The organism is Melaminivora alkalimesophila, assembly GCF_000282995.1.
GTDB classification, from domain to species: domain Bacteria; phylum Pseudomonadota; class Gammaproteobacteria; order Burkholderiales; family Burkholderiaceae_C; genus Melaminivora; species Melaminivora alkalimesophila.
Map to the genome: position 1 here is coordinate 1 of NZ_ALEE01000675.1, position 4,210 is coordinate 4,210.

The window sequence follows — 4,210 nt, forward strand, 5'->3', positions numbered from 1 at the left end:
GGCTGCCCTGCCGGGACCTGCCGGGGCCGCTGCCCATGGCCCGCCGCGCGTGCGCATCCGCCTGTCCCACGTGGTCGCGCGCCGCACGCCCAAGGGGCTGGCACTCGAACACTTCCGCACGCGGCTGCAGGCCCTGAGCGGGGGCGAGATCGAGGTCGAGATCCACCCCAACTCGCTGCTCTACGGCGACGAGGACGAGATGCAGGCGCTGCAGCTGGGCGCCATCGACATGGTGGCGCCCTCGCTGTCGAAGTTCGGGCCGATCGGCTTTCCCGAGTTCGAGCTGTTCGACCTGCCGTTCCTGTTCGACGAGACCGGGCAGGTGCACCGTGCCATGCAGGGCGCCGTCGGGCAGGAGCTGCTGGCGCTGCTGGCGCGCCAGCAGCTGGTGGGGCTGGGCTACCTGGACAACGGCTTCAAGCACATGAGCGCCAACCGGCCGCTGCGTGCTCCCGAGGACTTCGCCGGGCTGCGCATGCGCATCCAGTCCTCGCGCGTGATCGCGCACCAGATGCGCGCCCTGGACGCGCGGCCCGTGGTGCTGTCCTTCGGCGAGACCCGCCGGGCGCTGGCCGAGCGCGTGGTGGACGGCACGGAAAACCCGATCTCCAACTTCTGGACGCAGCGCATGCACGAGGTGCAAAGCGACCTGAGCCTGACCGCCCATGGCTACCTGGGCTACGCCATCGTGGTGCACCAGCGTTTCTGGGAATACCTCGCGCCGGCCGACCGGGAACTCGTCGGGCAGGCACTTGCCGAGGCGCTGAAGTGGGGCAACGCCATCGCCCGGCGCGAGAACGACGAGGCCCTGGCGGCGTTGCGCGCCAGTGGCGCCACGCGCATCCATGCGCTGGATGCGGTGCAGCGCCAGCGCCTGCGCCATGCCACGCGCGCGGTGTACGAGGGGCTGGAAGCGCGCATCGGGCCGGAATGGCTGCGGCGCATGCGCGGAGCGGCTGCCGCGCTGGTTTGAATCCGGGTTTGTTCGTAAGGGTTGTCCCTAGCTGTGGAAGGCCACAGTGCCACAGTTACCGGGGGTAACGCGCTTCCCTACAGTGCACGGCGTTGTGATCCCCCTTGTTAGGAGACTGCCATGAAATTTCCCGTGAAACACGTGCTCGCCTGCGCGCTGCTGGCCGTCGGCGCCGCCACCGCCCACGCGCAGACCGTGATCAAGTTCAGCCACGTCGTGGCCCAGGACACGCCCAAGGGCAAGGCCGCCGAGTTCTTCGCCAAGAAGGCCGAGGAGCTGACCCAGGGCAAGGTCAAGGTCGAGGTCTACGCCAACAGCGCCCTGTACAAGGACAAGGAAGAGATGGAGGCGCTGCAGCTGGGCTCGGTCCAGATGCTCGCTCCGTCGCTGGCCAAGTTCGGCCCGCTGGGCGTCAAGGAGTTCGAGGTCTTCGACCTGCCCTTCATCTTCGACAACCGCGAGGAGCTGCACAAGGTCACGACCGGCCCCGTGGGCGAGAAGCTGATGAAGAAGCTCGAGAGCCGCGGCATCAAGGGCCTGGCCTTCTGGGACAACGGCTTCAAGGTGTTCTCGGCCAACAAGCCGCTGCACACCGTGGCCGACTACAAGGGCCTGAAGTACCGCATCCAGTCCTCCAAGGTGCTGGAAGAGCAGATCCGCACGCTCGGCGGCATCCCGCAGGTGATCGCCTTCGGCGAGACCTACCAGGCGCTGCAGACCGGCGTGGTGGACGCGACCGAGAACCCGCCGTCCAACTTCTACACGCAGAAGATGCACGAGGTGCAAAAGCACGTCAGCATGACCAACCACGGCTACCTCGGCTACGCCGTGATCGTGAACAAGAAGTTCTGGGACGGGCTGGACGCCACCGTGCGCGGCCAGCTGGAAGACGCGATGCGCCAGGCGACGGACTACGCCAACCAGATCGCCCAGGACGAGAACGACCAGGCCATGGAAGCGGTGAAGAAGAGCGGCCGCACCACCATCTACACGCCCACGGCCGAGGAGCGCGCGCAGCTGAAGAAGGCCCTGGTGCCGGTGCACGAGAAGATGTCGGGCCGCGTCGGCAAGGAGATCATCCAGGACGTCTACCAGGCCACCGGCTTCGACCCCAAGAAGCTCTGACGGGCTGACCGGCCGAGCCACCCGCGGGGCGCAGCGCAGCGCCCCGCGGCGTGAGGAGGGCGTGCGGGCCGGGCCCGGGCGCCCTCGCAGTGCCCTTGCACCGCGCACCGATCTCCCCGGAGAAGCATCCCCATGAAAATCCTCGATCACCTGGAAGAGTGGCTGATCACCTTCCTGATGGGCGCCGCCACGCTCATCGTCTTCGTCGCGGTGCTGCACCGCTACACCGCCGGCTACCCCATCCCCGGCCTGCAGGACTGGCTGCTGTCCATCAACATGACCTGGGCGCAGGAGCTGACCATCATCATGTTCGTCTGGATGGCCAAGTTCGGCGCCGCCTACGGCGTGCGCACCGGGATCCACGTGGGCGTGGACGTGGTCATCAACCGCATGGGCAAGGCCACGCGCGGCAAGTTCATCATCTTCGGCATGGCGGCCGGCGCGCTCTTCACCGGCGTGGTCACCGTCATGGGCGCGACCTTCGTCTGGGACAACGGCGCGCACTACGCCATCTTCAACTTCCTCGGCCTGAACGTGGAGGACCTGATCGAGGGCCCGACCACGCCCGACCTGGAGTGGCCCACCTGGACCGTCTACAGCGCCATCCCGCTGGGCAGCGGCCTGATGTGCTTTCGCTTCCTGCAGGTGATGTGGGGCTTCATCCGCACGGGTGAGCTGCCGCACCACGACCACGGCCACGTGGACGGCCTGGAGGAGACGCCCGAGGAGGACGCCGCCCAGAACATCGACTACTACAACATGCAGGACAACTTGCACCCCGACGAGGACAAGCCCGGCCCAGGAGAGCGCAAATGAACGCCGCCATCATCTTCCTGATCCTCGCGGCCCTGATGCTCACCGGCATGCCGGTGTCCATCTCGCTGGGCCTGACGGTGCTCACCTTCCTGTTCGGCTTCACGGACGTGCCGCTGGAGTCGGTGGCCCTCAAGCTGTTCACCGGCATCGAGAAGTTCGAGATCATGGCGATCCCGTTCTTCATCCTGGCGGGCAACTTCCTGACCCACGGGGGCGTGGCGCGGCGCATGATCAACTTCGCCACCGCCATGGTCGGCCACTGGCACGGCGGCCTGGGCCTGGGCGGCGTGGTGGCCTGTGCGCTGTTCGCGGCGGTGTCGGGCTCCAGCCCGGCGACCGTGGTGGCCATCGGCTCGATCCTGCTGCCGGCGATGGTCAAGGCGGGCTTTCCCAACCGCTTCGGCGCGGGCGTGATCACCACCTCGGGGGCGCTGGGCATCCTGATCCCGCCGTCCATCGTGATGGTGATGTATGCCGTGGCCACCAACACCTCGGTGGGCGCACTGTTCATGGCCGGCGTGGTGCCGGGCCTGGCGCTGGCGGCGGTGCTCGGCGGCGTGACCTGGTGGCGCGCGCGCAAGTACGACTACCCGCGCCTGCCCAAGGCGAGCTGGGCCGAGCGCTGGCGCGCCTTTCGCGAATCCGCCTGGGGATTGTTCCTGATCATCGTCGTCATGGGCGGGATCTACGCCGGCATCTTCACGCCCACCGAAGCCGCCGCCATGAGCGCGGTCTATGCCTTCATCGTGGCGGTGTTCATCTACAAGGACATGCGCCTCAAGGACGTGCCGCGCGTGCTGCTGTCCTCGGCCAACATGAGCGCGATGCTGCTGTACATCATCACCAACGCGGTGCTGTTCAGCTTCATCATGACCAACGAGAACATCCCGCAGGCGCTGGCCGACTGGATGCTGGGCAACGGCCTGGGGGTCGTCACCTTCCTGCTGGCGGTGAACGTGATCCTGCTGCTGGCGGGCAACTTCATGGAGCCGTCGTCGATCATGCTGATCTTCGCGCCCATTCTGTTCCCGGTGGCGATGAAGCTGGGGATCGACCCGATCCACTTCGGCATCATCATGGTGGTGAACATGGAGATCGGCATGTGCCACCCGCCGGTGGGCCTGAACCTGTACGTGGCCTCGGGCATCACCAAGATGGGCATCACCGAGCTCACGGTGGCGGTCTGGCCGTGGCTGCTGGCGATGCTCGGCTTCCTGGTCGTCGTGACCTACTGGCCGGCGCTCAGCCTGTGGTTCCCGCGCATGCTGGGCATGATGTAGCGGCGGCTGGCCGCAT

At 67.1% G+C, this 4,210-nt stretch carries 4 protein-coding genes; all 4 read left to right on the top strand.

Annotated features, from left to right (window positions below; genetic code table 11):
• Positions 1-973: DctP family TRAP transporter solute-binding subunit (locus A612_RS13140; protein ID WP_019374926.1), on the top strand; the 973-nt coding region annotated here is incomplete at its 5' end.
• 120 nt (positions 974-1,093) lie between these two features.
• Positions 1,094-2,098: a TRAP transporter substrate-binding protein gene (locus tag A612_RS13145; protein ID WP_019374927.1), complete on the top strand. Its 1,005-nt coding sequence runs from the start codon at positions 1,094-1,096 to the stop codon at positions 2,096-2,098.
• 132 nt (positions 2,099-2,230) lie between these two features.
• Complete coding sequence (locus A612_RS13150; RefSeq protein WP_019374928.1) at positions 2,231-2,914, top strand: TRAP transporter small permease; 684 nt, start codon at positions 2,231-2,233, stop codon at positions 2,912-2,914.
• A complete protein-coding gene (locus tag A612_RS13155) occupies positions 2,911-4,194 on the top strand; it encodes a TRAP transporter large permease (RefSeq protein WP_019374929.1) in 1,284 nt (427 codons plus the stop codon). Before A612_RS13150 ends, A612_RS13155 begins: the two co-directional genes overlap by 4 nt.
• Positions 4,195-4,210 lie beyond the last annotated feature (16 nt).

Bases quoted from the DNA above. Each gene is read 5' to 3' on its own strand.
- A612_RS13150 (WP_019374928.1), top strand. From the start codon at position 2,231: ATGAAAATCCTCGATCACCTGGAAGAGTGGCTGATCACCTTCCTGATG.
- A612_RS13145 (WP_019374927.1), top strand. From the start codon at position 1,094: ATGAAATTTCCCGTGAAACACGTGCTCGCCTGCGCGCTGCTGGCCGTC.
- A612_RS13155 (WP_019374929.1), top strand. From the start codon at position 2,911: ATGAACGCCGCCATCATCTTCCTGATCCTCGCGGCCCTGATGCTCACC.